The following is a 21,187-nucleotide window of genomic DNA, read 5'->3' on the forward strand; positions in this document are numbered from 1 at the left end:
AAGCCTCGCTCCTACAGGTTATCGGTGTTTTCATGAACGACGCATGACCTGTAGGAGCGAGGCTTGCCCGCGAAGGCCGCGACGCGATTTTATGCCTGTTGCAGATGCGCCGCCGCCAACAGTTCTTTGGTGTACGGATGCTGCGGCGAATCAAACACGTCGTGGCTGGCGCCGCTTTCCACCACTTTGCCGTCCTTGATCACGATCATGTCATGAGCCAGGGCGCGCACCACCGCCAGGTCGTGGCTGATAAACAGGTACGTCAGGCCGTGTTTTTCCTGAAGCTGGCGCAGCAGCGCGACCACTTGTTTCTGCACGGTGCGGTCCAGCGCCGAGGTCGGTTCGTCCAGCAGGATCAACGCCGGTTTCAGCACCAGCGCCCTGGCGATGGCGATGCGTTGGCGCTGGCCGCCGGAGAACTCGTGGGGGTAGCGATGACGGCTTTGCGGGTCGAGGCCGACTTCCTGCAGGGCCCGGATCACTTCGGCCTTGCATTCGTCCGCCGTCAACTGGCTGTGCACTTCCAGGCCTTCACTGATGATTTGTGCCACGGACATCCGTGGGCTGAGGCTGCCGAAAGGGTCCTGGAACACCACCTGCATTTTCTTGCGCCATGGCCGCAGTTGCTTTTGCGTCAGGCCGTCCAGCGCCTGGCCCTGAAAGCGAATGCTGCCTTCGGAGTCGAGCAGGCGCAGGATCGCCTGACCCAGTGTCGACTTGCCCGAGCCGGACTCACCCACAATGCCCAATGTCTTGCCACGCTGGACATTCAGGCTGATGCCGTCCACGGCATGCAAGTACGTTTTGCGCTGAAACAGCCCGCCACCGAGGGGGAAGCGCACGCAAAGATTGTCCACTTCCAGAACGTTCTCGCGCTCGTCACGGGGCAGCGCCTGGCCTTCGGGTTCGGCGTTCAGCAGTACGCAGCTGTAGGGATGTTTCGGCTCGGTGAACAGCGTTTCGCACGGCGCCTGTTCGACGATTTCCCCGGCCTTCATCACGCACACCCGCTGAGCGATGCTGCGCACCAGATTGAGGTCATGGCTGATCAGCAGCAATGACATGCCGAGCCGCTGTTGCAGGGACTTGAGCAGGATCAGGATCTTGCGCTGCACCGTAACGTCGAGCGCCGTAGTGGGCTCGTCGGCAATCAGCAACTCCGGTTCGCAGGCCAGCGCCATGGCGATCATCACCCGTTGCCGCTGGCCGCCGGAGAGTTGATGCGGATACGCCTTGAGCCGCTCTTTGGGCTTCTGGATGCCCACGAGGTGCAGCAGCTCCAGAATCCGCGCCTGCGCGGCTTTGCCGGTCAGGCCCTTGTGCAGCAACAGGGTTTCGCCGATCTGCTTTTCAATGCTGTGCAGCGGATTGAGCGAGGTCATCGGCTCCTGGAAGATCATGGCGATGCGGTTGCCCCGCAACTCTCGCAAAACCCTGGACGAAGCGCCGAGCAACTCCTTGCCGCGATAGCGGATGCTGCCGCTGGTTTCGGTGCCGGTCTCGGGCAGCAGTTGCAGGATCGAGTGCGCGGTCACCGATTTGCCGGAACCCGACTCACCCACCAGCGCCAGGCATTCACCGGGGCGGATGTCCAGACACAGGTTGCGCACCACGGTCTCGCCGCTGAAGGCCACGCAGAGGTCACGGATTTCGATCAGGTTGTTACTCATATCAACAGTCCGCGTCAGGATCGAGGGTCAAAGGCATCTCGCAACGCCTCGCCGATAAACACCAGTAAAGACAGGATCAGCGCCAGGGTGAAAAACGCGGTCAGCCCCAGCCACGGCGCTTGCAGATTCTGCTTGCCCTGACCGATCAACTCGCCCAGCGAGGCACTGCCGGCCGGCATGCCGAAGCCGAGGAAGTCCAGCGCGGTGAGCGTCGAAATGGCCCCGGTCAAAATGAACGGCAGGTAGCTCAGCGTCGCGTTCATCGCGTTGGGCAGGATGTGCCGCACGATGACTTTGCGGTCGGTCAGGCCCAGTGCCCGCGCAGCCTTGACGTATTCGAGGTTGCGTCCGCGCAGGAACTCGGCACGCACCACGTCCACCAGTGCCAGCCAGGAAAACAACGCCATGATCCCCAGCAACCACCAGAAATTCGGCTCGACAAACCCCGACAGAATGATCAGCAGGTACAGCACCGGCAGACCCGACCAGACCTCCTGCAAACGCTGGCCGATCAGGTCGACCCAGCCGCCGTAATAGCCTTGCAGCGCGCCGGCGGCGATGCCGATCAGTGCGCTGACAAAGGTCAGCATCAGCGCAAACAGAATCGACACCCGCGCGCCGAAAATCACCCGTGCCAGCACGTCGCGAGCCTGGTCGTCGGTGCCCAGCCAATTCACATTCGACGGTGGGCTCGGTGCCGGTTTGTTCAGGTCGTAGTTAGGCGTGTCATCGCTGAACGGGATCGGCGGAAACAGTAGCCAGCCGCCGTCCTTTTTGATCAGCTTCTGTACATAGTCACTGCGGTAATCCGCCTGGAACGGCAGTTGCCCGCCGAACGCCTGCTCGGTGTAGCGCTTGAAAGTCGGGAAGTACAACGAGCCCTGATAACTGACCACCAGCGGTTTGTCGTTGGCGATCAGCTCGCCACCGAGGGTCAGCAAAAACAGGCCGACAAATAGCCACAGTGACCACCAGCCACGGCGGTTTTTCTTGAATCGGTCGAAACGGCGGCGCGCCAACGGCGAAAGCTTGAACATCAGGCATTCCTCGCGGCGAAGTCGATGCGCGGGTCGACCAGTGTGTAGCACAGGTCGCCGACCAGTTTTATCAGCAGGCCGAACAGCGTGAAGATGAACAGCGAACCGAACACCACGGGATAATCCCGCGACACCGCAGCTTCGTAACTCATGCGGCCCAGGCCATCGAGGGAGAAGATCACCTCGATCAGCAACGAGCCGGCGAAAAATACGCTGATGAACGCCTGAGGTATGCCCGACACCACCAGCAGCATGGCGTTGCGGAACACGTGGCCGTACAGCACGCGACGTTCGCTCATGCCTTTGGCGCGCGCCGTGACCACGTACTGGCGGGTGATTTCATTGAGGAAGGAGTTTTTGGTCAGGATGGTCAATGTGGCAAATCCACCGATGACCAGCGCCGTGACCGGCAATACCAGGTGCCAGAAATAGTCGGCGATCTTGCCCACGGTGGACAGCGAGTCGAAATTGTCCGAGACCAGGCCGCGCACCGGAAACCAGTTCAGCGACGTGCCGCCGGCGAACACCACGATCAGGAACATCGCAAACAGGAACGCCGGCATCGCGTAGCCAATGATGATCGCGGTGCTGCTCCAGATATCAAACTGGCTGCCGTGGTGCACGGCTTTGCGGATGCCCAGCGGGATCGACACCAGGTAGGTGATCAGCGTGGCCCAGAGCCCGAGGGAAATGGTCACCGGCATTTTTTCGAGGATCAGGTCGGTGACCGTGGCGCCGCGGAAAAAGCTTTTGCCGAAGTCCAGTCGCGCGTAACTGGTGAGCATCAGCCACAGGCGTTCATGGGCCGGTTTGTCGAAGCCGTATTGCTTTTCGATTTCCTTGATCAGTTGCGGGTCGAGGCCGCGACTGGCTCGCGAACTGCCGCTCATGACCTCGCCGGAACCGCCGCCGACGCTGGCTCCGCCAATGCCTTGCAGGTGCGCGATCGCTTGTTCAACCGGGCCGCCTGGCGCGGCCTGAACGATGACGAAGTTGACCAGCAGAATGATCACCAGGGTCGGAATGATCAGCAGCAGGCGCCGCAGAATATAAGCCCACATCAGTGCGGCCCTCCGGGTTTGCCGCGCTTGATCAGTTCGGCGGTCATCTGTTGGTTGGTCAACGGCGTGGTGCTCACTTCCCACCAGCTCTCGATGGCTTCGTCATTGGCTGCTTGCACGCTGGGAATGCCGAAACGGTTCCACCACACGGTCGAGCTGCCCGGCGGGTAGTAGTTGGGAATCCAGTAATAGTTCCATTGCAGTACCCGGTCGAGGGCATGGGCGTAGCGCAACATGTCGGCCTGGGTGGTGGCGCGCACCAGACCGTTGACCAGCGTATCGACCGCCGGGTTCTTCAACACCATGTAGTTGTTGGAGCCCGGATCGTTGGCCGCTGCCGAACCAAAATAGTTATTCAACTCGTTGCCCGGCGACGTGGTGACCGGGTAGCCGGTGACGATCATGTCGTAATCCCGGGACATCAGGCGATTGACGTATTGGGATGAGTCGATGCGGCGGATGTTCAGGTCGATGCCGATCTGCTTCAGCGTGCGCTTGTAAGGCAACAGCAAACGGTCCATCCCGTTCTGACTGACCAGGAAGGTAAAGCTCAGCGGCTGGCCCTCGGCATTCACCAATTGATCGCCATCGGGTTTCCAGCCGGCCTGTTCGAGCAAATCCAGTGCTTGCAGTTGTTTGTCACGGATCACGCCACTGCCGTCGGTTTTCGGCGCTTCGAAGACTTTGCTGAACACCTCGTCGGGGATCTGTCCGCGCAGCGGTTCGAGAATCGCCAGTTCGGCGGCATCCGGCAGGCTGCGGGCGGCGAGGGCGGAATTGGAGAAGAAGCTCTGCTGGCGGATATACATATCGCGCATCATCTGCCGGTTGCTCCATTCGAAATCCCACAACATCACCAGTGCCTGGCGGACGCGGCGGTCCTGGAACATCGGGTTCTGCAGATTGAACACAAAGCCCTGGGCCGATTGCGGCGCTTCTCTGGCCAGGTGCGCCTTTTGCAGGCGACCGTCGCTGAGGGCCGGGCTTTCGTAACCGATGGAGTAAGCGGTGGCGGAAAATTCGCGGTTGTAGTCGTAGGCGCCACCGCGCAGCACCTGACGCGCCACATCGGTATCACCGAAGTACTCGATGCTGAAGTGATCGAAGTTGTACAGCCCACGGCTGACCGGCAAGTCCTTGCCCCACCAGTCCGGATTGCGTTCGAAGGTGATGCTGCGGCCGGAGTCGACCTTGCCCACCCTGTACGGGCCGCTGCCCAGTGGCGGCTCGTAACCACCACCGCTGGCAAAGTCGCGGGCTTTCCACCAGTGCTCGGGAAACACCGGCAAGGTTGCGATGTCGAGGGGCAGGGTACGGTTTTCGTTGCTTTTGAAGTCGAAACGCACCGTCAGCGGGGATTCCACCTCGACGCCTTTGACGTCGGCGAACTGGGTGCGATAACGCAGGCTGCCCTGGGTCATCAGCAGGTCGAAGGTGTAGCGCACGTCTTCGGCGGTGATCGGCTTGCCGTCGGCGAAGCGAGCCTTGGGGTTGAGGTAGAAGCGCAGCGATAACCCGTCATCCGAACGCTCCATCTTCTGCGCCACCAGACCGTACACGGTGTAAGGCTCGTCCTGCGAACGCTGGGCCAGCGGCGAATAGATCAAGCCGTCGATCTGCGTCACGCCGATGCCTTTGTCTATATAAGGCAGGACATGGTCGAAATGCCCGATCTCGATCGCCGAGCGACGCATCGTGCCGCCCTTGGGGGCTTGCGGATTGGTGTAGGCAAAATGACTGAAGCCGGCCGGGTACTTGGGCGGTTCGCCGTAGACGGTCAGCGCGTGTTGCGGTGCGGCGTTCACACCGGCGGCGCCCAGCAACAGGGTCACGGCAGTGAACAACAAAACAGGGAAAGCCAGTCGCATTTTCAGCCTTAGAGCCGGGTGATCGATAACCGCAATTTGTACGCTAGCGGCGCGTCCCTCGCCAGTCGTATCACGTACCTGAAACACGACGGCCCACCAAAAGGCGGGCCGTTGTGCATGAAACTACGCGAATGACTTAGTCCTGACGGCTGGTCACTTCGAGCAAGTGGTAGCCGAACTGGGTCTTGACCGGGCCTTGCACGACGTTGATCGGTGCGCTGAAGACCACGGTGTCGAATTCCTTGACCATCTGGCCCGGACCGAACGAACCCAGGTCACCGCCCTGACGGCTGGACGGGCAAGTGGAGTTGGCTTTCGCAACTTCGGCGAAATCGGCGCCAGCCTCGATTTGGGCTTTGAGTTCGTTGCACTTGTCTTCGCTGGCGACCAGGATGTGACGGGCAGTGGCTTTAGCCATGGAAAAATACTCCTTCTAATGTTCAGTAAAGTGCTCAGCCTACCGGATTCAGGAGGCTATTTCTCCTCAAAGTTCCGCCCGGCTCACAGACCCGCCTTGCGCAGACGTTCGGCGTGCTGCACGTACAGGTCAATCGGGTCTATGTCTTTGCGAACCCGGCCGACTGTCTGGCTGATGCTGTCCAGGTGGTCCAGCGGATAGTCGGAGCGGATCACCTTGCCCAGATGAGAACTGAAGCGGCCGACCATACCGTCGTTTTGCTCGGCCTCTATGGTGAAGTACCTGGCAAAAGCACGGGAGCACCCGTTCAGTGGGTCAAGTGCGTTGAGTCCTTCATCGAGGAGGTTGCCCTGCAGGGTTCCGCTCCAGGAATAGTAGCGAACGCCGTTGACCCGCTCGCTGCCCTTGCCGCCCCAGGTCTTCGGCAGCCCTTGAGGGTATTTCTCGTTAAACGCGCTGACGCCTTCGGTGGTCAAGGCATTGAGCGCAGCGATCGCGTTTTGCGGCAGGTGGCGGTCGCCACTCAACAAGGACAGGAAGTCAGCGAACAACGTGGCCACCGTATCGGCGACCTGTTCCGGCAGCTGTCCGGGTGTCAGCGCCTTGCGCAGGAAATCCGCCAGTTCCGAGCCATGGTTGGGCCCGCTGACCGAGGTCACCGACGCAACGATTTGCGGCGCTATCGCTGCGGCATAACGAGCGGCCAGCGCACCCTGGCTATGCCCGATCAGGTTGACCTTGTCTGCACCGGTCCCTTCCAGCACCCGTTCGATCTGTGCCAAAAGCTGGTCACCGCGTGCTTCATTGGTATGGGTAGCCGACAGGTGCGGGATGAACACCCTGGCGCCGGCGCTCCTGAGGGTTTGCTTGATGTCATGGAACAGTTCGAAAGGGCCGATCCGATCGAAACCAAACAGGCCGTGGACCAACAGGATGGGATGGAGAGTGCTTGCATTCCGTTGCATGTTCATACCTTTTCGCGGGAGTTCGTGATGTGTCCGGGGCCCACTCTAAAGCACTCGGACGTTTGCGCGATGTATGAAAAAGCCGCTGTGAATGGGGGAAAACGGAATAGGTGGTGTGCGAAACCTCGTATGTAGGCGAGGCCTTAATCGGAATGTTTCGACATCTTTTTATCTGGTTCGTAGTTGTTTTGATTAATGACCTACCACGCGGAGCGTATTTAGCCGGGTAGTTCGAAGCGCTCTCCTGACATCACGGATTTCCTTTATGAGATTGAATGGGGTTCGCTCGATGCCGACCTGCGGGATGGCGTCTTTTCAAAGGACTGAGATAAAGGCAATTTACACATGTCTGACAAAGACGAAGGATTCGTTCGCGGTGAGCCGTACAACATCAGGCCCTCGTTCATTGCCCCTGATCGCCAGCAGACATTCGGGGCTGGCGGTGGCGGCGGTTACATTGGAAACAACAGCGGTTGGGGGCTTCAGGAAGGGCCACGTAGAGGGGAAGGAGGTCCAAGCAGTATTCGAGACCTTCCGGGGCCGAACGTCATGGCCGAGTTTGCGGGCGTTCAGGTCGCCGACCAGCTAGAGATTGATAACGAATACAACGCACGATTCAGCACACTGTTTGCAGATACCGAACGTGAACTGGAGGAAAGGAAGCAGGTTGCCAAAGAGGGGCAAATTCTTGCTGCCGCTGAGTCTGCCGCCAGGGACCAAAAGGCCGCTCTGGATCTTATCGATTCCAAAAAGTCACAGTACATCTCCACGGCGCCCGGTATCTATGGGCTTTACGGTCAGAGTCCTTATTTTCTGATGGAGGTATTACCGCGTCGAAAAATAAGTGAGGTCCTGACTTCCCCTTACCATGATCCTTATGCGCTCTATAACCTGTATGGCCTGTTCAACAATGTCTATAAGTCGGCAATGGAGCTCAAGAGGCTCGCGCTCTCGGTGGATGTTTTGGCCAGCAAACTTGAAGAGCTGGCCAGTAAAAGAAATGAAGCAGAGGCGGGTGTTCCTTTAGATGATGAGGCATGGCTGACTGCGCAGGATCAGCGCCTTGCCGACATCGGTTTGGAACGGGATATCCACGCTCAGCAACTTCCGGCGTTTCTACAGGCGGAATTGATTGCGGCAGCAGGTTCGGTGGCAGGCCTGACACCCACTCAAACCCTGACCCACTACAAGATGACGCTGGAACGTATGGCGGCGACCAAAATCGCAGAGATGAGGCCGGTACAGCCGACCGAACCTTATCGGATTAATGGCCTGACCATCAACTTCACCTTGAACAATCCGAAAATCAAAGCGCCCTTGAGCAAGCCGGAACTGGAGGCGCTGAATGAGCTGGTGTACCTGCAAAACAATACCCCGATAGGGACCAAATGGCTTAGTTACCACGATGCGTTGTTGAAGGCTGAATCTGCACGGCATTTGACGGCTACTTCAAATGCGTTTGGCGGGCTGGTCGAGCGTTCGAATGATGCGGAACAGATCAAGAACGCGATCAAGTTCACGGCGGACTTTTACAAGGAATTGACTGAAAAATTTGGTGAGAAAGCTTCAGCGCTCGCGAAGGAGCTTTCTGCAAGCGCCAGAGGAAAGAAAATTCGAAATGCCGAAGAGGCAATTAAAGCCTTTGATCAGTATAAAGATGTGTTGGACAGGAAGTTTGGCGTCAAGGATAAAGAAGCGATTGTCAGGGCTATCGACTCGCTGGATAAGGAAATGATGGCAAGGACTCTGGAAAAATTTGGAAGAGGATTCGGCTTGGCAGGTCATGCCATAAATTTCCGAGATCTGACTATAGAGGCGAAAAAGTCAGCGGAAAGTGGGGATTGGAAGCCGTTTTTTATCAAGGCGGAAACCGTCGTCGCAGGTCAGGTCGTCGCAGGCTTGTTAGCGTTCATGTTTGGTTTTACGGTCCTGACGCCCGTGGGAATCCTGGGGTTCGCTTTGCTGATGGCGGTTACAAGCTCACTTATAAATGATGAGTTAGTTAGCAAGGTGAACGAGTTTGTCATAAGTATTTAACGCGAGGAGGGGGGCGCTTTAGTCGCCCCCCTATTAAAAATCATATAGGTCAGGTAGATGCTGCCAATAGGGATTGCAAATGCTATGCAAAAAAATGCAAATAATGCAGTGACTCCAGAAATATCCGAATAGTGGAGGAGGAATGCTTTTTTCCAGAAGATGGGGCTCTTGAATCTGTAGGCAGTTGCCTGTATCAGATATCTGGATAGTGGATACAGTAGAGTGCTGAGCACCATGAATACGACCAACCGAACATCTCTGTAGAACAACTCATCGCCAGTATAAAAAGCAACGATGGCTACAATCAGAAACAGGAAGCCTGTCAGCGAGTTTTTCACGAAATACTTTTTGTCCATCCTTGACCTCATTACTACCGAATGACGACGGTGTAGCACCTGCTCGTATCGAGCTGGCGCCGCTTGTTTTCAGTCTGCTGATTTGCATCCATGCATAATCATTCAGAAGCCCTCGCGACTCATCGCTCGGGCACTCTATGCAGACAGCGGCCATGATTTCAGACTTGAGGGCACGATCAAACCTTGGCGTGCCAATCCGTCCCCAAAAGTCTCCAGAAAACCGCGTCTAAACATTTCAAGTTTTGCGTTGCGCGCGCAACCGATCCGCCGCTTGACGCAACAACACCTCGGTCCCATCCCACCCAAGGCAGCCATCCGTCACCGATACACCGTACTGAAGCGACGGACTCAGCGGCTGGCAACCCTCGAACAGGTGACTCTCAATCATCATCCCGATCAGCGAGCGATCACCTTGCAGGCGCTGCTCAAGCACATCGTTGAACACCGCCGGTTGACGTAGCGGGTCTTTGCCGCTGTTGGCGTGGCTGCAATCGACCATGATCCGGGCCGGGATCTTCAGCTTGGTCAAATCACTGTTCACCTGGGCGACGCTGTCGCGGTCGTAGTTCGGGCCGCGATGACCGCCGCGCAATACCAGGTGAGTGTCAGGGTTGCCCGGGGTCTGGATGATCGCGGGGTGCCCCTGACTGTCGACACCGAAATGCCGGTGCGGATGAGCGGCTGAGCGCATGGCGTCACTGGCAACACCGACGCCACCATCGGTGCCGTTCTTGAAGCCGACCGGCATGTTCAGGCCGCTGGCCATTTCCCGGTGGATCTGCGACTCGGTGGTGCGGGCGCCAATGGCGACCCAGCTGAGCAGGTCGTCGAAGTACCCGGCGGCCATCGGTTGCAGCAGTTCGGTGGCAATTGGCAGGCCGAGTCGAAGCATTTCGCGCATCAGCTCCCGTGACAGGGTCAGGCCACCGGCCATGTCGTCGCTGCCGTCCAGGTGCGGATCGTAGGCCAGGCCTTTCCAGCCGACGGTGGTACGGGGTTTTTCGACGTAGGCGCGCATCACCAGCAGCATTTCATCGCTGACGTCGGCGGCGAGGCGGGCGAGGTGACTGGCGTATTCGAGGGCGGACTGCGGATCGTGAATCGAGCAAGGACCGACGATGACCAGCAAACGGGAGTCTTCACCGTTGAGAATCGCGCGAACCGCATCGCGGTGGGCGGCGACTTGCCGGGTCAGGGCGTTGCTGATCGGCAGTTGCTGTTTGAGTTGCAATGAGCTCGGCAGGCGCAAGGTCAGCGCTTCATTGGCAGGGCTCAGGGTGGACAGTGGCAAAGCAGAGACGGACGAGTTCATGTTCAGGCTTCCTGGGCGGGCGGCGGGTTCGTTCCCGCGCGCTCGGCCCTACTGGGGTGTTCGACAATTGGCCGGATTGGCTGCGTGTGTGTGCTTGCCACCTGTGGGTGACCGATCGGAGGCGGCAGGCTGTCCCGAGCGGAGGCTGCTAAATCGCCAGGCGGTAAAACTGTCGTGACGGTAATAAGTGGCGTAGTTCATGTCGTGAATCCTCAAAATGTCTGTGTTGTTGCTAAAAAGTGTAGGGGCTGAAAAAACAAAACCCCCGGTCGGGAGGCCGACCGGGGGTTGAGAATTCTCTGGTGGCGACCCGTTTAAAGTGGGCGCCGTGTGGGTATCAGGCGCGCCAGTGGCTAAACCAATACCCAAAATAAAAGCTGACCGAAGCGCAAACGACATTCACCCGGGCAGCCGCAACCGAGCGCGGGGCGCTGGCGGTACGAAGCTGTGAGAGGGCGTTGAACATGGTCTGTCTCCGATGGATGCGCCGAGCTTACTAGAGGCCGGTACACGGATTCAATCAGAAATTGCTATTGGTTACTGGCGGCGTTTTCTATCGCTTGAGTGCGTCGGCGGTTGTGACACACTCGCCGTTTAAACAAAAACACACCGTCACAAGGACGAATCATGACGACGCTGACCATCGCCGCCGCTCAATCGATCTCCAGCGCTGGAGACCTGGTCGCCAATATTGCGTGGCATCAACGTTTCATGCAGGTGGCGGCGGAGCAGGGCGTGCAGTTGCTGGTGTTTCCGGAACTGTCACTGACCGGGTACGAGCGCGGGCTGGCGGCTGAGTTGGCCATTGCGCCGGAGGGTTCGGTGCTGCAACCGTTGCGCGATTTTGCGCAGGAAGTCGGCGTAACGACCGTAGTCGGGATGCCTATTCGTCTGTCGGAGCATTCGCCGGTGTTGATTGGGGCGCTGGTACTGGGCGCCGATGGTTCACTCGGGGTCTACAGCAAGCAGCATCTGCATCCCGGCGAGGAAGTAGCGTTTGCACCGGGCACTGGCGGTTCGCCCCTGACCATCGGCGACGATACGATAGCCTTGGCGGTGTGCGCCGATTTTTCCCACGCCAGTCATGCGGCCGCAGCGGCGCAACAGGGCGCCGACCTGTATGCCGCAGGCGTGCTGATCACCGAAAATGGTTACGCCCCCGATACTGCGTTGTTGCAAGGCTATGCCGTCAGGCATTCGATGGCGGTGCTGATGGCCAACCATGGCGGTGCGACGGGGGGCTGGGAGTCGGCAGGACGCAGCGCCATCTGGGCGTCGGACGGTTCGCTGATCGCTGCCGCACCGGGCATCGGCAATCTGCTGGTCGTTGCTCGCCGCAATGCTGACAGCTGGACGGGGCGCGTCGTCGCCGTCGCGGAGGCCTGATGGGATTCGAATTACGTCCTGCGACATCGCAAGACCTCGACTTTGCTCGTGAACTGACCTGTAAAACCATGCTCCGCTATTACATTCAGCACGATCTGCTGTGGCAGGACGAGGCTTTCGATGTGGCCTGGGCGGGGCGGGAAAACTGGCTGATCGTCCGCGATGATGTACGGCTGGGTTATGTAAGCCTGAGTCGGGATGCAAGGGCCTTGTACATCCGTGAGTTACACGTGCTCGAAGCGTTCCGGGGGCAGGGCGCCGGTTCCTGGGCGATCGATCAGGTATTGGCAATGGCGTGCAAGGAACGACGCCCGGCATTGCGCCTGACGGTTTTTGCAAATAATCCGGCGAAAGCGTTATACGAGCGAAAGGGCCTGGCAGTGGTCGGCAAAGACGAGTGTTTCCTGAGAATGCAGCGCGATGTCGATGCCTTGCATCGCTGAAACACGCATGAGACAAGCCTTTCAAGATGTATTGAAACTTTTTATATGACGCTTGCCGCTAGGTCTGCCAGTTGCTTTTTGCTAAGGTGTCGGCAACTCAATAAGACCATATCGCGAGGTGTCTGCTTGATTAGGGTGCTAGTAGTCGATGACCATGATCTCGTTCGTACAGGCATTACACGAATGCTGGCTGACATCGATGGCCTGCAAGTAGTCGGCCAGGCTGAGTCCGGGGAAGAATCCCTGCTCAAGGCGCGTGAGTTGAAACCCGATGTGGTGCTGATGGACGTCAAGATGCCGGGTATCGGCGGTCTTGAAGCCACGCGCAAATTGTTGCGCAGTCATCCGGATATCAAGGTCGTCGCGGTCACCGTGTGTGAGGAAGATCCGTTTCCTACACGATTGTTGCAGGCCGGGGCCGCGGGCTACCTGACCAAAGGCGCCGGGTTACCGGAAATGGTCCAGGCCATCCGCCTGGTGTTTGCCGGGCAACGCTACATCAGCCCGCAGATTGCCCAGCAACTGGCGATCAAATCCTTTCAGCCGACCAACGATTCGCCCTTCGACGCACTGTCGGAGCGGGAAATCCAGATCGCGTTGATGATTGTCGGCTGCCAGAAGGTCCAGATCATTTCCGACAAACTGTGCCTGTCGCCCAAAACCGTGAACACCTACCGTTACCGAATTTTCGAAAAGCTTTCGATCAGCAGCGATGTCGAATTGACGCTGTTGGCAGTTCGTCACGGCATGGTTGATGCCAGCCTCTGAAAATGACTGACACCTTCGATCCGAGTGCTTTCCTGTCGACGGTCAGCGGACGCCCCGGCGTCTATCGCATGTTCGACAGCGAGGCACGCCTGCTTTACGTCGGCAAGGCCAAGAATCTCAAGAATCGCCTGTCGAGTTACTTCCGCAAGTCCGGCCTCGCGCCCAAGACCGCTGCGCTGGTGGCGCGTATCGCCCAGGTCGAAACGACGATCACGGCCAATGAAACCGAAGCCTTGCTGCTTGAGCAGACGCTGATCAAGGAATGGCGTCCGCCCTACAACATTCTGCTGCGCGACGATAAATCCTACCCGTATGTGTTTCTTTCCGACGGCCAGTTCCCACGCCTTAGCATTCATCGCGGGGCGAAAAAGGCCAAGGGCAAATATTTCGGCCCTTATCCCAGTGCCGGGGCGATTCGCGAAAGCCTGAGCCTGCTGCAAAAAACCTTTTTCGTTCGCCAGTGCGAAGACAGCTACTACAAGAACCGCACACGTCCATGCCTGCAATACCAGATCAAGCGCTGCAAGGCGCCGTGCGTGGGGCTGGTGGAGCCCGAGGTTTACGCCGAGGACGTTCGTCACTCGGTGATGTTCCTCGAAGGGCGCAGCAATGCGCTGACCGATGAATTGTCCGCCGGCATGGAAGAGGCGGCGATCAACCTCGAATTCGAACGTGCCGCCGAACTGCGCGACCAGATCTCGTTGCTGCGCCGGGTCCAGGATCAACAGAGCATGGAAGGCGGGACCGGTGACGTCGACGTCATCGCCGCGTTCGTTAATCCGGGCGGTGCCTGTGTCCATTTGATCAGCGTGCGCGGCGGTCGGGTGCTGGGGAGCAAGAATTTCTTTCCGCAGGTGGGCATTGAGGAAGACGTTTCAGAAGTCATGGCCGCGTTTCTCGGTCAGTACTTCGTCAGCAGCCCCGAGCGCGACTTGCCGAGCGAGCTGATCGTCAACGTGGTTCACGAAGACTTCCCGACCCTGATCGCGGCCATCGAAGAGCTGCGCGGTCGTGAGCTGAGCATCAGTCACAGGGTTCGTGGCACGCGGGCACGCTGGCAGCAATTGGCCGTGACCAATGCCGAGCAGGCTCTGGGCGCGCGCCTGGCCAACCGCCAACACGTTGCGGCACGTTTCGATGCCCTGGCCGACGTGCTGAAACTGGATGAGCCGCCGCAGCGCCTCGAGTGCTACGACATCAGTCACTCCAGCGGCGAAGCGACCGTGGCGTCCTGCGTGGTGTTCGGCCCTGAAGGCCCGATCAAGTCCGACTACCGTCGCTACAACATTGAGGGCGTCACGCCGGGCGATGACTACGCCGCAATGCACCAGGCCCTGACCCGGCGCTTCAGCAAACTGAAGGACGGGGAGGGCAAGTTGCCGGACATTCTGTTGGTGGACGGCGGCAAGGGGCAGTTGTCCATGGCGCGCGATGTGCTCAATGAACTGGCGGTGCCCGACCTGATTCTGCTGGGCGTGGCCAAGGGTGCGACGCGCAAGGCCGGTTTCGAAACCTTGTACCTCAACGATGCCGCCCACGAATTTACCTTGCGTGGCGATTCTCCGGCGCTGCATTTGATCCAGCAGATCCGCGATGAAGCCCACCGATTTGCAATTACCGGACACCGTGCCCGTCGTGGCAAAACGCGCCGTACGTCTACGCTTGAGGGTGTAGCCGGGGTGGGTCCGACCCGTCGGCGCGATTTGTTGAAACATTTTGGTGGATTGCAGGAGCTGTCTCGTGCCAGCATCGAAGAGATCGCCAAAGCACCCGGGATCAGTAAAAAGCTCGCAGAGTTGATTTATGCAAATCTGCACAGCGAGTAGAATGCCCCCTCACCTCGTAGCCAGTTGTGCCGATGAATATCCCTAATCTGATTACCGTTCTACGCGTCCTGCTTATCCCGATCTTCATTTTACTGTTTTACCTGCCTTACCAATGGAGCTACCTGGCGTCCGCTTCGGTCTTCGCGTTTGCCGCCGCCACAGACTGGCTGGACGGATACCTGGCTCGTCGTCTGGAGCAAAGTACGCCGTTCGGGGCGTTCCTCGATCCGGTGGCCGACAAGCTGATGGTCGCCGTGGCGTTGGTGCTGCTGGTGCAGGAACACGGTAATTTGTGGCTCACGCTGCCGGCTGCCGTGATCATCGGTCGCGAGATCGTGGTATCGGCATTGCGCGAGTGGATGGCCGAGCTCGGTGCTCGTGCTCACGTCGCCGTGTCGAACCTGGGCAAATGGAAAACCGCCGCACAGATGCTGGCGCTGGTGATCCTGCTGGCCAATCCGTCGGACTTCACGTTCTGGGTCCTGGTGGGTTACGCCTTGCTGATGATCTCTGCGGGCCTGACATTGTGGTCCATGGTCCAATACCTGCGGGCTGCCTGGCCGCATCTGAAGACCGATGTGGAAAAATAAATAAAACTTTTTTGAATCAAGGGGTTGACGGAGCTTCTGGATTCTATAAAATGCGCACCACCAAGACGCGGGAATAGCTCAGTTGGTAGAGCACGACCTTGCCAAGGTCGGGGTCGCGAGTTCGAGTCTCGTTTCCCGCTCCAAATACAGAAAAGTGCCACTCAATGAGTGGCGCTTTTTTTTTGTGCATTTTTTAGGGTTGGAATTAGAAAAAGAGGCTTCGGCCTCTTTTTTTTAGCGATTTCATTGAGCCGGTCAGCAAACAGCGCTGAGGTTACCGTGAGGCCGATGTCACTTCGTCAGCCGACACAAACATCGGCAAGCGCTGCAACATCCAGTTCAGCAGCTCCTGAGCCGGCGCGGCCAGCGGTCGGCCGGACTTCACCAGCAGTTTCGCTTCCACACCCAGGAACAGCGGATGGTCGATCAGTACCGCCGCGAGGCTGCCTTGTTCGATTTCCCGATAGGCAGCGAATTCGCCGAGCAACGAGGTGAAATCCCCGGAGGCCACCAGGCGCTTGAGTGCGGCGAGGGAGTTGCTGACCAGTGCCGGGCGGATTTCGATTTTCTCGGCGTACTCAAGCATCTTGATCGCATGCCCGATACCGAAGGTGGGGGGCGTCAGCACCAGTCGGCAGGTGAGTATGTCCTCGACGGTTGCCGTTCCCCCTCGCACTGCCAACGGATGATCAGGGCGAACCAGCAGCATCACTGGCTGCGATGACGTCGCGCGGTAATCGATTTGCGAATGCGGCGGCGGATTGTAGGCAAGGCCGATGTGCGCACGGTTTTCGGCGACTTCGTTCAGCACGTCGTCGACGGGAAGGATGTCCAGCCTGACATCGAGCTTGGGGTACTGTTTGCAGAAGGGGGCGAGCACGTTGTCGACCAAGGCATCGACATAGCCCTCACTGATGACGACTCGCACCTGGCCTTGTTGCAGGCCCTTGATCGCTTGAAGCTGGTCTTCGAGTTTTTCCTGGTGTGATCGATAACCGCGCCAGAACTCCAGCAAATGCGCCGCTGCCTCGGTAGGCTGCACGCCGCGTGCCTGGCGCTCGAACAGTTTTGCGCCCAGTTCCTCTTCCAGCAGCTTGATCTGGCGCGTGATAACGGAGGGCGACGTATTGATGCTGTCTGCCGCGCCACGAATCGAGCCGTGGACCAGCACTTCATGAAAATACCGCAGCCGTTGTTGGTTGATCTCGCGCATCCCGGGCCCTCCCGCCAGAAAGTTTGTGTTGCTTGTAGGGCAACGATACACGAACTTAGTTGCTCTTGCTGGGCCTGCGGTGCCGGTGCAACATTCTTTGGCACGAACGCAGACCAACAAGAATAATTGGAGACTCGCATGTCAACCTTACTGACACCGGCAAGCAGTGATGCCGTTTCTGCCCTTTACCGCAAGCTCAATTGGCGGCTGTTGCCACTCCTGTTCATTTGCTACGTCTTTGCGTACCTGGACCGGATCAACGTCGGCTTCGCCAAGCTGCAGATGCAAAATGACCTCGGACTGTCCGATGCGGCCTACGGAGCGGGCGCGGGTATTTTCTTTCTGGGGTACGTGCTGTTTGAGTTGCCGAGCAACCTGATGTTGCCGAAGGTGGGGGCGCGAAAAACCTTCAGCCGCATTTTGGTGTGTTGGGGCATAACCTCGGCCTGCATGCTCTTTGTGCGCAACGTGCCGATGTTTTATGCGATGCGTTTTCTGCTGGGTGTATTCGAAGCCGGTTTTGCCCCTGGCATGATCTATTACCTGTCTTGCTGGTACGGCCCGAAGCGCATGGCGCGGGCCATTGCGATCGTGTTTATTGCCGGTCCCATCGGCGGCATTATCGGCGGTCCGCTGTCTGCCTGGCTGATCACCACGTTCGAAGGCGTTGGCGGCCTGGCCGGCTGGCAATGGATGTTTTTGATTGAAGGTCTGCCTTGCGTGTTCCTCGGCATCCTGACCTATTTCGTACTCTCCAACCGGCCCTCGGAGGCCCGATGGCTGAATGTTGAAGAAAGGACACTGCTGGAGAGTGAACTCGGTACATCGTCGGGGCGGGTCCATTCGTTTCGGGCGGTGTTGCGCGACCCGAAAATCTACATCCTCGCCTCAGCCTATTTCTGCATCATCTTCTCGATCTACGCCATGAGTTTCTGGCTGCCGGCAATCCTCAAGGCCCAGGGCGTCAACGACACCATGCAGCTGGGTTGGTATGCCGCGATTCCCTATGTCGCGGCGGCATGCGGCATGTACTGGATAGGGCGTCGGTCCGACCGGGTCGGCGAACGACGCTACCACTGCGCAGTCCCTGCGGGCATTGGCGCCATCCTGTTGCTCATGTATCCCTTTGCCGACGGCAACCTGATGGCGTCGCTGGTTCTGCTGACAGTGGCGACCGCCATGATGTTCATGGCCTACACCGTGTTATGGGCGATGCCCTCCGAGCACATCAAGGGTGATGCGGCGGCGGGAGGCATTGCCTTGATCAACACAATCGGTCTTTCCGGCGGTTTCTGGGGGCCTGCGGTGATTGGCTGGGCAAAAACGGCAACCGGCAGCGCCAATCTCGGCATCGTCGTTGTGGGCTGCGTCTTCCTGTGTGCAGCGTTCGTGATCCTTGCCACCAAACGGCAACCGCGTGAGCGCCCGGTTTCTGAATTCAGCGCGGGTTGATCAACCGCCTCCCACTTGATCAGTCGTGTTCCGAAAGGAACCCTTTTAAAGAGAGAACCCACATGCTTTTACACCTATCGACCTGGGCCGAGATCGGGCAATTCCTTGAACGCAGCCGCACCATCGTGATCCCGATCGGCTCCAATGAACAACACGGTCCGACCGGCCTTTTGGGGACCGACTGGATGTGCCCCGAAATCATTGCGTGCGAAGCGCAGAAGTCGGCAGACATCCTGATTGCGCCGACCTTCAACATCGGCATGGCCCAACACCATCTTGGATTCCCCGGGACCATTTCACTTCGCCCCTCGACGTTCATTGCGGCCATTGGCGACTGGGTGCGTTCGTTGGCCGCTCACGGGTTTGAAAGAATCCTCTTCCTCAATGGCCACGGCGGCAACGTCGCATCGATTGAAGCGGCGTTCTCGGAGCTTTACGCCGAAGCAAGCTTCGCTCGACGTCCTGCAGGGTTCGCGCTGAAGTTGTGCAACTGGTGGGATCTGGAGGGAATCGGTGAGTTGGCTCGGGAGCAGTTTCCTGAGGGGCACGGCATTCATGCCACGCCGTCCGAGATTGCCGTGACTCAGTGGGCCTACCCGGATTCCATCAAAACCGCCGGGTACTCGCCGCAGATCGCGCCGTGGGGGCCGATTCGCGAAGCGCTGGATTTCCGCGCACGCCATCCGGATGGCCGCATGGGCTCGGATCCGTCCCTGGCCACCCCGGACAAAGGCCGCGCTCTGGTGATGTTGGCAGCGCAGAGCCTGGTAAAGGAACTCGACGCCTTCAGCCGCGAATCGATACCCGGCTAAACAACCGGATCAAACGTTTTTCAACTTGCCCAGCGCCCGGAAGTTCCGGGCGTTGGCACGTTCTATTCGAGGAAAACCCATGATTGAACATGATGTTTATACCCGCCTGAAAGACCTCGGTATCGAGTTGCCCACTACCGGCGCTCCCGCTGCTGCCTATGTTATGAGTGCGCAGAGTGGCAACGTCGTTTACCTGTCCGGCCATATCGCGAAGCAAGACGGCAAAGTCTGGGCAGGAAAACTGGGCGAAACGCTGACGACAGAGGAGGGCTATGTGGCCGCACGTTTGACCGCCATCGATTTGTTGGCGACGCTGCAGGCTCATCTTGGCGATCTGAATCGGGTCACGCGGATTGTCAAAGTGCTGAGCCTGGTGAATTCAACGTCCGGTTTCACCGAGCAGCATCTGGTCACGAACGGCGCCTCGGAGCTGTTAGCGGAGGTGTTTGGGGACAAGGGGAAACACGCGCGCTCGGCATTCGGTGTGGCACAGATTCCGTTGGGCGCCTGTGTCGAAATCGAGATGACCGTGGAAGTCAGTTGAAGGCCGGGGAACAGTAAAACCTGTGGGGGCGAAGTGATTCGCCCCCACATTGGTTTTAGGAACTCAGAACAGCGTCCAGGTGTAGCTGATGATCAGTCGGTTCTCGTTGATATCCGTGCGGTAGTTGGAGCGTGCCACCGCATTGCGCACTCGCACGCCGAGGCCTTTCAATGGGGCTGCCTGGAAGGTGTAACTGAGGTCGAGGTCACGCTCCCGATCTTTGCCTTCATAGCCCATCCCCGTCTTCACATTGTCGCCGGTGACATAACGTGTGCTGGCTAGCAGGCCAGGCACACCGAGGGCCGCGAAGTCATAGTCATAGCGCAGTTGAAAGGAGCGCTCATGGGTGGAGACGAACTCGTAGGTCGGCAATTCGTTGCCAAGGGCGCTGACATTGAGAAACACGCGAGGAAAGGGGCTGTCGCCGTACATGCCCTGGTAACCGGCATAGAACGTATGGCCACCGAGCTTGGCCGATAGCAACGAGAAGAAGGACTGGTTGTCGACCTTGCCTACCAGTTTGCGACCTTCTTCCTGAGCGTCGTAGTAACCAAGATTGGCGCCCAGCACCCAACTGCCCAGCGGCACACTGTGTTTCAAACCGAAGAAGTTTTGCTCGTAGATATCTTCCAGTCGGGAATGCCAGGCACTCACGGTGGTGCGGTTACTGTTGAACGCGTAATCGCCGCCCACGTAATTGAAGGCATCACTCGACACTTGCCGTTGCGGCTTGTTGCCCAGCAACGCCTGGAGTTTGCTCTCGCCGGCCTCGTTGCGCAGGGTCGTGGAGGTCAAATGCCCGGCTTGCAGCGTCAGGCCGGGGATTTCGCTGCTGGTAATGCTCGCGCCCTGATAGGCCGGGGGCAGCAAGCGGATGTCGCTGAAGACCAGTGTCGGCAGGTTGGGTTGCAGTTCACCGACCTTCAGCTCGGTTTTGGAAACGCGCATCTTCGCCGCCAACCCGAGACGACCATAATTGTCCGCGGCATGGCCATCGTCCTTGACCGGTAACAATCCCGAGTTGACCCGGTCCGGGCTGCTGTCGAGCTTGATGCCGAATTTGCCGATGGCATCCAGGCCGAATCCTACTGGTCCGGGCGTGTAGCCGGATTTGAAGTTGAGGATGAACCCTTGGGCCCATTCCTGAGCCATCGATTTTTCCGAGCCTCGGATATCGGAGAAGTCTCTGCTGAAGAAATAGTTTCGGGTTTGCAGGGTAGCGGTGGACTGTTCGACGAATCCGCTGTCGGCGCCTTGGGCAAGGTTGGCGCCAGCCCCGGTAAACAGCAGTACACACAGTTTGCCTTTGTCTCTGGTCATAATTTAACTCTTGTTTTTATTAGACATGACTCACCCGTAGGCCCTCTGTCGGGGCTTGTGCGCGTGCGGGGGAGGTAAGACAGCCGGCAGGATGTGGCGCTCGCAGCCG

Annotated in this window: 19 protein-coding genes and 1 tRNA gene; 10 read left to right on the top strand and 10 right to left on the bottom strand. The window is 58.5% G+C overall.

Annotation, left to right across the window (positions count from 1 at the left end; translation table 11 throughout):
- Positions 1–89 precede the first annotated feature (89 nt).
- The 6 genes from PMI32_RS14445 to PMI32_RS14420 form a co-directional block, all read right to left on the bottom strand.
- Entirely contained in the window at positions 90–1,670 is a 1,581-nt protein-coding gene (locus PMI32_RS14445) for an ABC transporter ATP-binding protein (protein ID WP_008029530.1), read from the bottom strand.
- A 14-nt stretch (positions 1,671–1,684) separates the two neighbouring features.
- On the bottom strand, positions 1,685–2,707 hold the full coding sequence (locus PMI32_RS14440) for an ABC transporter permease (RefSeq protein WP_008029532.1): 1,023 nt from the start codon (positions 2,705–2,707) through the stop codon (positions 1,685–1,687).
- Complete coding sequence (locus tag PMI32_RS14435; RefSeq protein ID WP_008029533.1) at positions 2,707–3,768, bottom strand: microcin C ABC transporter permease YejB; 1,062 nt, start codon at positions 3,766–3,768, stop codon at positions 2,707–2,709. Before PMI32_RS14435 ends, PMI32_RS14440 begins: the two co-directional genes overlap by 1 nt.
- A complete protein-coding gene (locus PMI32_RS14430) occupies positions 3,768–5,636 on the bottom strand; it encodes an extracellular solute-binding protein (protein ID WP_008029535.1) in 1,869 nt (622 codons plus the stop codon). Before PMI32_RS14430 ends, PMI32_RS14435 begins: the two co-directional genes overlap by 1 nt.
- Positions 5,637–5,772: 136 nt before the next feature.
- Positions 5,773–6,054 carry a peptidylprolyl isomerase gene (locus PMI32_RS14425; protein ID WP_008029538.1) on the bottom strand — a complete coding sequence of 94 codons (282 nt, stop codon included), beginning with the start codon at positions 6,052–6,054 and terminating at the stop codon, positions 5,773–5,775.
- A gap of 83 nt (positions 6,055–6,137) precedes the next feature.
- Positions 6,138–7,019, bottom strand: a complete 882-nt coding sequence (locus tag PMI32_RS14420; RefSeq protein WP_008029541.1) for an esterase/lipase family protein — start codon at positions 7,017–7,019, stop codon at positions 6,138–6,140.
- A 345-nt stretch (positions 7,020–7,364) separates the two neighbouring features.
- On the opposite strand from PMI32_RS14420, the gene PMI32_RS30435 reads away from it, so the two are divergent.
- Complete coding sequence (locus tag PMI32_RS30435) at positions 7,365–9,056, top strand: colicin-like pore-forming protein (RefSeq protein ID WP_008029543.1); 1,692 nt, start codon at positions 7,365–7,367, stop codon at positions 9,054–9,056.
- Here the strand turns inward: PMI32_RS30435 and PMI32_RS14415 are convergent.
- Entirely contained in the window at positions 9,053–9,412 is a 360-nt protein-coding gene (locus tag PMI32_RS14415) for a colicin E1 family microcin immunity protein (RefSeq protein ID WP_008029545.1), read from the bottom strand. The genes PMI32_RS30435 and PMI32_RS14415 overlap by 4 nt on opposite strands.
- Before the next feature lie 235 nt (positions 9,413–9,647).
- Positions 9,648–10,724, bottom strand: coding sequence for a 3-deoxy-7-phosphoheptulonate synthase (locus tag PMI32_RS14410; protein ID WP_008029547.1), 1,077 nt, complete (start codon positions 10,722–10,724; stop codon positions 9,648–9,650).
- 627 nt (positions 10,725–11,351) lie between these two features.
- On the opposite strand from PMI32_RS14410, the gene PMI32_RS14405 reads away from it, so the two are divergent.
- The 6 genes from PMI32_RS14405 to PMI32_RS14380 all read left to right on the top strand — a co-directional run bounded on the left by PMI32_RS14405 (position 11,352) and on the right by PMI32_RS14380 (position 15,880).
- On the top strand, positions 11,352–12,110 hold the full coding sequence (locus PMI32_RS14405; protein WP_008029549.1) for a carbon-nitrogen hydrolase family protein: 759 nt from the start codon (positions 11,352–11,354) through the stop codon (positions 12,108–12,110).
- Complete coding sequence (locus PMI32_RS14400) at positions 12,110–12,553, top strand: GNAT family N-acetyltransferase (protein WP_008029550.1); 444 nt, start codon at positions 12,110–12,112, stop codon at positions 12,551–12,553. The genes PMI32_RS14405 and PMI32_RS14400 overlap by 1 nt, the downstream gene beginning before the upstream one ends.
- A gap of 126 nt (positions 12,554–12,679) precedes the next feature.
- Positions 12,680–13,321, top strand: coding sequence for a response regulator transcription factor GacA (gene gacA, locus PMI32_RS14395; protein WP_008015884.1), 642 nt, complete (start codon positions 12,680–12,682; stop codon positions 13,319–13,321).
- A gap of 2 nt (positions 13,322–13,323) precedes the next feature.
- Positions 13,324–15,147: an excinuclease ABC subunit UvrC gene (gene uvrC, locus PMI32_RS14390; protein WP_008029554.1), complete on the top strand. Its 1,824-nt coding sequence runs from the start codon at positions 13,324–13,326 to the stop codon at positions 15,145–15,147.
- A 32-nt stretch (positions 15,148–15,179) separates the two neighbouring features.
- Positions 15,180–15,737 carry a CDP-diacylglycerol--glycerol-3-phosphate 3-phosphatidyltransferase gene (gene pgsA, locus PMI32_RS14385; RefSeq protein ID WP_008029556.1) on the top strand — a complete coding sequence of 186 codons (558 nt, stop codon included), beginning with the start codon at positions 15,180–15,182 and terminating at the stop codon, positions 15,735–15,737.
- 67 nt (positions 15,738–15,804) lie between these two features.
- Positions 15,805–15,880: transfer RNA gene (locus PMI32_RS14380), tRNA-Gly, on the top strand.
- Between the two features lie 131 nt (positions 15,881–16,011).
- On the opposite strand, the gene PMI32_RS14375 is transcribed toward PMI32_RS14380, so the two are convergent.
- Complete coding sequence (locus PMI32_RS14375) at positions 16,012–16,950, bottom strand: LysR family transcriptional regulator (protein ID WP_008029558.1); 939 nt, start codon at positions 16,948–16,950, stop codon at positions 16,012–16,014.
- Between the two features lie 138 nt (positions 16,951–17,088).
- Between PMI32_RS14375 and PMI32_RS14370 the strand changes: the two genes are divergently transcribed.
- From PMI32_RS14370 to PMI32_RS14360, 3 genes are all read left to right on the top strand, one after another.
- A complete protein-coding gene (locus PMI32_RS14370) occupies positions 17,089–18,402 on the top strand; it encodes an MFS transporter (protein WP_008029560.1) in 1,314 nt (437 codons plus the stop codon).
- Positions 18,403–18,464: 62 nt separating this feature from the next.
- Positions 18,465–19,214 (top strand): creatininase family protein, encoded by a 750-nt coding sequence (locus PMI32_RS14365; protein WP_008029562.1) that lies wholly within the window; start codon positions 18,465–18,467, stop codon positions 19,212–19,214.
- 79 nt (positions 19,215–19,293) lie between these two features.
- On the top strand, positions 19,294–19,758 hold the full coding sequence (locus PMI32_RS14360; protein ID WP_008029564.1) for a RidA family protein: 465 nt from the start codon (positions 19,294–19,296) through the stop codon (positions 19,756–19,758).
- A gap of 63 nt (positions 19,759–19,821) precedes the next feature.
- Here PMI32_RS14360 and PMI32_RS14355 read toward each other — a convergent pair whose 3' ends face one another.
- Entirely contained in the window at positions 19,822–21,078 is a 1,257-nt protein-coding gene (locus PMI32_RS14355; RefSeq protein WP_008029566.1) for an OprD family porin, read from the bottom strand.
- Between the last annotated feature and the right edge of the window lie 109 nt (positions 21,079–21,187).

It is taken from the genome of Pseudomonas sp. GM60 (genome assembly GCF_000282415.1).
In the GTDB taxonomy this organism is placed as follows: domain Bacteria; phylum Pseudomonadota; class Gammaproteobacteria; order Pseudomonadales; family Pseudomonadaceae; genus Aquipseudomonas; species Aquipseudomonas migulae.

Bases quoted from the DNA above. Each gene is read 5' to 3' on its own strand.
- PMI32_RS14445 (WP_008029530.1), bottom strand. From the start codon at position 1,670: ATGAGTAACAACCTGATCGAAATCCGTGACCTCTGCGTGGCCTTCAGC.
- PMI32_RS14440 (WP_008029532.1), bottom strand. From the start codon at position 2,707: ATGTTCAAGCTTTCGCCGTTGGCGCGCCGCCGTTTCGACCGATTCAAG.
- PMI32_RS14435 (WP_008029533.1), bottom strand. From the start codon at position 3,768: ATGTGGGCTTATATTCTGCGGCGCCTGCTGCTGATCATTCCGACCCTG.
- PMI32_RS14430 (WP_008029535.1), bottom strand. From the start codon at position 5,636: ATGCGACTGGCTTTCCCTGTTTTGTTGTTCACTGCCGTGACCCTGTTG.
- PMI32_RS14425 (WP_008029538.1), bottom strand. From the start codon at position 6,054: ATGGCTAAAGCCACTGCCCGTCACATCCTGGTCGCCAGCGAAGACAAG.
- PMI32_RS14420 (WP_008029541.1), bottom strand. From the start codon at position 7,019: ATGCAACGGAATGCAAGCACTCTCCATCCCATCCTGTTGGTCCACGGC.
- PMI32_RS30435 (WP_008029543.1), top strand. From the start codon at position 7,365: ATGTCTGACAAAGACGAAGGATTCGTTCGCGGTGAGCCGTACAACATC.
- PMI32_RS14415 (WP_008029545.1), bottom strand. From the start codon at position 9,412: ATGGACAAAAAGTATTTCGTGAAAAACTCGCTGACAGGCTTCCTGTTT.
- PMI32_RS14410 (WP_008029547.1), bottom strand. From the start codon at position 10,724: ATGAACTCGTCCGTCTCTGCTTTGCCACTGTCCACCCTGAGCCCTGCC.
- PMI32_RS14405 (WP_008029549.1), top strand. From the start codon at position 11,352: ATGACGACGCTGACCATCGCCGCCGCTCAATCGATCTCCAGCGCTGGA.
- PMI32_RS14400 (WP_008029550.1), top strand. From the start codon at position 12,110: ATGGGATTCGAATTACGTCCTGCGACATCGCAAGACCTCGACTTTGCT.
- uvrC (WP_008029554.1), top strand. From the start codon at position 13,324: ATGACTGACACCTTCGATCCGAGTGCTTTCCTGTCGACGGTCAGCGGA.
- pgsA (WP_008029556.1), top strand. From the start codon at position 15,180: ATGAATATCCCTAATCTGATTACCGTTCTACGCGTCCTGCTTATCCCG.
- PMI32_RS14375 (WP_008029558.1), bottom strand. From the start codon at position 16,950: ATGCGCGAGATCAACCAACAACGGCTGCGGTATTTTCATGAAGTGCTG.
- PMI32_RS14370 (WP_008029560.1), top strand. From the start codon at position 17,089: ATGTCAACCTTACTGACACCGGCAAGCAGTGATGCCGTTTCTGCCCTT.
- PMI32_RS14365 (WP_008029562.1), top strand. From the start codon at position 18,465: ATGCTTTTACACCTATCGACCTGGGCCGAGATCGGGCAATTCCTTGAA.
- PMI32_RS14360 (WP_008029564.1), top strand. From the start codon at position 19,294: ATGATTGAACATGATGTTTATACCCGCCTGAAAGACCTCGGTATCGAG.
- PMI32_RS14355 (WP_008029566.1), bottom strand. From the start codon at position 21,078: ATGACCAGAGACAAAGGCAAACTGTGTGTACTGCTGTTTACCGGGGCT.